6 protein-coding genes and 1 pseudogene are annotated in these 5,548 nt (G+C 35.1%); all 7 read right to left on the bottom strand.

The genetic code is table 11. The features are described 5' to 3' along the window. A pseudogene (locus tag AFK68_RS38790) lies at positions 1–230 on the bottom strand (hypothetical protein); the annotation flags it as partial. Positions 231–312: 82 nt separating this feature from the next. Then, entirely contained in the window at positions 313–657 is a 345-nt protein-coding gene (locus tag AFK68_RS45005; RefSeq protein WP_210407382.1) for a transposase, read from the bottom strand. Positions 658–919: 262 nt separating this feature from the next. After that, positions 920–1,159 (bottom strand): hypothetical protein, encoded by a 240-nt coding sequence (locus tag AFK68_RS38780; protein WP_210407381.1) that lies wholly within the window; start codon positions 1,157–1,159, stop codon positions 920–922. After that, positions 1,143–1,382: a hypothetical protein gene (locus tag AFK68_RS38775; RefSeq protein ID WP_210407380.1), complete on the bottom strand. Its 240-nt coding sequence runs from the start codon at positions 1,380–1,382 to the stop codon at positions 1,143–1,145. The genes AFK68_RS38780 and AFK68_RS38775 overlap by 17 nt, the downstream gene beginning before the upstream one ends. Before the next feature lie 481 nt (positions 1,383–1,863). Further along, positions 1,864–2,160, bottom strand: coding sequence for a DUF928 domain-containing protein (locus tag AFK68_RS45000; RefSeq protein WP_371357362.1), 297 nt, complete (start codon positions 2,158–2,160; stop codon positions 1,864–1,866). A 15-nt stretch (positions 2,161–2,175) separates the two neighbouring features. Then, a partial coding sequence (locus tag AFK68_RS44995; RefSeq protein ID WP_371357361.1) for a DUF928 domain-containing protein occupies positions 2,176–2,743 on the bottom strand: 568 nt, incomplete at its 3' end. Positions 2,744–4,325: 1,582 nt separating this feature from the next. After that, the gene (locus AFK68_RS12880) at positions 4,326–5,183 is read right to left on the bottom strand and encodes a hypothetical protein (protein ID WP_094673165.1); all 858 of its coding nucleotides are present in this window, start codon (positions 5,181–5,183) and stop codon (positions 4,326–4,328) included. Between the last annotated feature and the right edge of the window lie 365 nt (positions 5,184–5,548).

The raw sequence follows: 5,548 nt of genomic DNA, 5'->3' as shown, positions 1-5,548 counted from the left end.
TTGGCGGTACGATTGCATTCCTCTTTGTCTTGATGCAGTCGCTCATGGGGGAAACCCCCTTTGGCGGCGCTGCATCGCTTTACTCTTTTTCCAGAAAAGGTGACTCTTATTTTCTCACCTTTTTTGTACATTGGAATCAAATCATTATCTATAAAACTTGATGCGGAAGTATAAGATTCTTCTGTAATAATCACATCTATCCCTACCATCTTGGCTTTATAAGATAACATTTAAATTAACTTATTATAGGGAACAGATACAAAATTTTGATTATTTCTTTTCCCTAAATTTATCTTCTGTTTCCATTCCTCATTATGCCCTATTATCAGAGTTCCTCTGCATCTGATTAATCAGGGTCTTAATAATCAAAAGAGATGCTTTATGAAGATAGTCATTGATTTTAAATTCTCTTTTATTGCAAAGTTTTTTCAGTCTCTTACTTGAGCTATTTTCCTGGAGTTGAGATTGTAGGAAGCGTTTCACTTTATTATAGTATTGATTGATAGATTTTAACGGTCTACCATTTATCAAGAGCGGTTTGATTCCGGCTTGATTAAAACTTAATGTAGCTAAATTGTTTAACCCAATATCAACACTGCAAACACGATTTTTCTCTAGCTTGTATTGTTTTTCGCATTTCTCATAAACTACCTCAATTACATAATGGTTAAGTCTAGGGACGAGCCGAACTTGTTTAAGAGCGTGAAGTAGGTACTAATGTTTTTAGATAAATCCCAGTTTTAGAAGGATTAATAATTCCTTGCTTAAGTTGCTTCTTGCTGATGGCTTGTTTTGTATAAACTACAATATTTCTTCCCGTTATTTTCTTTTTATATCTAGGAANTTGTATTGTTTTTCGCATTTCTCATAAACTACCTCAATTACATAATGGTTAAGTCTAGGGACGAGCCGAACTTGTTTAAGAGCGTGAAGTAGGTACTAATGTTTTTAGATAAATCCCAGTTTTAGAAGGATTAATAATTCCTTGCTTAAGTTGCTTCTTGCTGATGGCTTGTTTTGTATAAACTACAATATTTCTTCCCGTTATTTTCTTTTTATATCTAGGAAGACGAGGACGAGATTTAAACTTTGACGGATTCTGTTTATAAACTTCGTTCGCTGCTAAAAAGCTTTTCCAGTTTCTATCTAGTATCATCAAGATTTGTTGAGATACTCGATTCTGGCATTGTTTTATAGTCTACTTGAGTAGAGAGTGTTTTTTGCAAGTCATAATAGGAGATATTTGACAAGACAAATATCCAAGAAGTCCGAACTAAATAATTAGCATAGTTATAGAGATTTTTCGACAAGAAACACAGTCGGTCAATTTCAGCATAAAACCGATGTGTTGCTTGAATAATATGTCTCTCAACTAATCTCATAAATCATTCTTGTTAAAATTACACTTGGGCTATGATAATTTCGGAATTTTTTTGATTATTTAGTCGGGAATTAAGCGACAACTTCATTATACCATTAAACATCAGGTCGAGAGTTATTACATTTTGTCAAATACTTAGTAGCTATGCATGTACAAATCAACGAAGATATTTGACATTATTTGACTACATAAGACTATATTTATGTACAACGTTTATTATACTCAAGGGTATTAACCCTATACAAAATTTTTAAGAGGTTATTCCCTGTCAAAAGGTGTGGAATAAATCCATGAACCTTAATATCCTGAAAATACTATCCAAAAGTAGCTAAAGTTTTCAAATTTTAATTTATAGATATTAACTAGATATTAGTAGCATGAAAATGTTACGATCCCTTATTTAGCTAGCCGTTTAAATTGGCCAGCTAACTTTATTCAGTCATTTTTTCTTATCGATCTTCAAGATAATTTAACAATTTTCATTATCTTTGATCGGATTGTATTTCTTGAGAAAAATCAAAGATTTGGCTATCGGCAATTTTTCCTAGTCCTACTGATTGTAAAAGTTCTTTCCAGGCATTAGGATAAGCTGCACGAGATTTTTCTAAAGTTGTGATAGTTTCGCTCCAGACAGATGATTCAGCATAGAGTTTGGCTTGCTCTAATGGTTTTTCCTCCAGTTGTTTCAATTTAGCTTCTGTTTGTGGAGTTAGGGAGGTACGTTTTAACCATCCGTTAATATAATAATCTAAGCTACGCTGGTATGGATTGCAAATTATACCAAAATGCCAAANCACGAGATTTTTCTAAAGTTGTGATAGTTTCGCTCCAGACAGATGATTCAGCATAGAGTTTGGCTTGCTCTAATGGTTTTTCCTCCAGTTGTTTCAATTTAGCTTCTGTTTGTGGAGTTAGGGAGGTACGTTTTAACCATCCGTTAATATAATAATCTAAGCTACGCTGGTATGGATTGCAAATTATACCAAAATGCCAAAAATAAGTGTTATTCGGTTGTAATGCAACATTTTTTGGTAAATTTACTTTCACAATTCCAGCAGACTGGGGCAGAGATATATTGGTTATGTATATTGGTTCTCTGACTCTATTTGTCCAATCATAGACAGCAAATTCTGCCTTTTGTTTACTGCTTTTTGGAACATATAGATAGACAGTTGGGTTAGGACTAACTGTTGTACCTATATTATTTTGTGGCATTACAGCAGTTAGGTTGACTCCTGATTTTTCTTTTATTATTGGATTACATGGACCACGAGACCCAGCTCCTCTAGTTCTAGATGGCGCACCTCTTGAATCTGATTCAGGAAAATCTATTGCCAGCAATTGTGATGCCTCTGATTCCATCTGATTTGTCAATGTAGGTTGCGGGTGATTAACTCGAGGAGCTGAAACTAAAAGACTTACCAAGGAAAGTCCTAAAAAATTTCGTACAAACATGGTAAAAAATCACTACTGTATAAATTTAAAGGTATTATAGCTATTGGTATTTTTAGCTAGCTAATCTTAATTATAACATATTGTTGTTTTTTAAAATTGTTATTAATGTTATACAAATCATCAAGCTTTCTAGAACAATTAAAATTAGCTCAACATAGTTTTTATTGCCAAAGATAATTAGGAGCGAATTATGAAATATCCTGTAACAACAAATTCCGTGATTTAACAGNCCGAAAAATGTTATACAAATCATCAAGCTTTCTAGAACAATTAAAATTAGCTCAACATAGTTTTTATTGCCAAAGATAATTAGGAGCGAATTATGAAATATCCTGTAACAACAAATTCCGTGATTTAACAGATGAAAAGCAATGAGAGTTTGAGAATTTATAAACTTCCTAATCTATTTGCGTAGTGCTATAACAAAGAAATCAGGGAAGTAAGTTTAGCATTTCACGGAAGTCAAAATTCAAAAGTATTTTATATAAATAATCTTACAAAATTTGGGTTATTGGAAACAAGGAAAAGGAATTTGTAGCCAATATTATCCAAATTGTATCCATTGTGAAAAAATCATATTACAAATACTTTAGGTAAGTAAGAAACAAGAGGTAAAAACTAAGAAAAATTGTGAATTTTATAGCTGTTAACTTTTGACCAAGAAATTAAGTTCTCAAGCCTCGCCTTAGCTGGGCCAGGAGCTGTCGCTCTACAAGGCTGGGCCGTTTCATTCTTGCTTAAGGCTCCTGGGGAGCAGGGGAGTAGGGAGCAGGGGAGAATTTTCCACCCTTTACCCACAGGGCATCCCCAATATTCATCAATTATTCTTAAAGGTTAAAAATACGAATAGTTTTGATTTGAGGCTATTGAACCAGATATTTAGACAGAGTTTAACTAGCTATTAGCTTTTCCTTAGGTCATGCGGAGCTTGCCAGCATTTAGCAGGAGGGCTAAAATCCGAGGGTTTAAGTCCCCCACAAGAGGAGAGAAAAATTAGTGGTGCGCTTTGCGTGGGGGTTATAAGACGCGGAGGGGCAACTCTAGAGTATCCCCCATTATACACATTGAAAAGCTAATAGCTGACTGCTGAGTGCTGAGCGCTGAGTGCTACTTCAATGACACTCCGAAGCTGAAAAATCGGCACTGATATGGCTAATTTCTCTATTTTCTGCTCCTAAACATCTCCCGTTCTCCTTAAATTGTTAACTCACGATATGAATGAAACAGCCCTAGGCTCTACAAGGGGGTAAAAAGCGGTCGTTTTCCTGGCGCATAACTATCCTAGGTCATGCTGCGCAAACGCAGTTCCTCCGTTTGCGCAGCATTCCGCAGGAAAGGAGGCTAACTGTTAACGTTAACGTTAGCGAAGCTCCTCTGCAAGANGAAAGTTGTGCGCCAGCAAAACGCGGAGCGACATGGAAAGCGGAGCATTCCCTATACGAAAAAGCGCAGCTCTGACCCAGGAGGCAAGAGGCTAACTGAAATGACTTTAGCTATCATATTCATCTTCTCCCTGGTTCAATGCTTTGATCGCTGCCTGCTGACTCACATTCTGATAAATTTTCTGGAAATAATTCATAACAATATCAGCAGATGCACCTAAAGGAATATGCCCTAAGACATCTAAAACTGTCTCATTACTTGGGGATGGCGTAATCACTACTAAGGAAGAATCTAACTGTTGATTATATTCCCAGAATTGCTCAATTTTTAGAGTTTCTTGAGTAGCTGAAGTTATAGTTCGAGGGTTGGTAAGTAAGTCCTTACTTTGTATTTTTTCAGATTTTATTTGTTTGGTTTCTGTCACTCTTTCATCTTCACTTTTACCCCGTTTTTGACGTAGTTCTTCTAAGATTTTTTCTTTGGTACGACCGCGTAATTGAAATAAGAGAAATGGGTCGTCACTGAAGCGATCGCCTAATAAATAATAAACTGCTGCAATATGTTTACAAACTCTAGCTGGGTCTGGGCAGTCACATTTAGCATGGATATCGTCTAAGGTAAAAGGAAATAGTCTTAAGCCATTAGCAGCAAAAACTTCTTCTATATTTTGAGGCATTTCTCCTGCTAATAATTTGGCGGTAAAAATTGCTCTTTCTGACAAAGTTTTAATGATAAAATTCCAGTCTTCATCAGTGAAAGTATCTAACCATAATGATAATTTGTATGGTTCGGGTGCTGTACCTTGAACTTGGGCAATAATTTTTTGTTCTTTAAATTCTATACTCAAAACATTGCCTTGTCTGGCATAATTTCTTGCTCTTTCTAATCGTTTTTTAAACCGATAAGAATTTAACAAGTCTATCCATTGTTGAGTCCACCATTCTTTGTCGCTTTGTAAGTTCATTTCAGTTATTAGTTATTAGTTGTAGCACAGGCATCTTGCCTATAATAATTGGTTGTAATATTTTATCGTAGGGGTTTGGTTTCCAAATCCGATTTTTGCTTGCGTTGGGAGACTAAACCCCCGATAATTTTTTTCAGAATAGGAATTATGCTAAAATACTATATATGGATTTAAAAACTATAACGTTATAGTTTTGAGCGCTATATCTGGTATCTGGGTCAGTCTGACAGATATCATTTAGGTTTAGCATAGTTCCTGTTAGTTATTTATCTTTTTATTTATCCTTTGGTGCTTAGATTTGGAAACTAAACCTCCTAAAGTTTTTTTCAGAACAGAACTTATGGCAAGGTACTATATATAGAGTT

This window comes from Hydrocoleum sp. CS-953 (genome assembly GCF_002260545.1).
Taxonomy (GTDB): domain Bacteria; phylum Cyanobacteriota; class Cyanobacteriia; order Cyanobacteriales; family Microcoleaceae; genus Trichodesmium.
The sequence above is the reverse complement of the archived record's forward strand: the minus strand, read 5'-3'. Positions and strand labels throughout refer to the sequence as shown.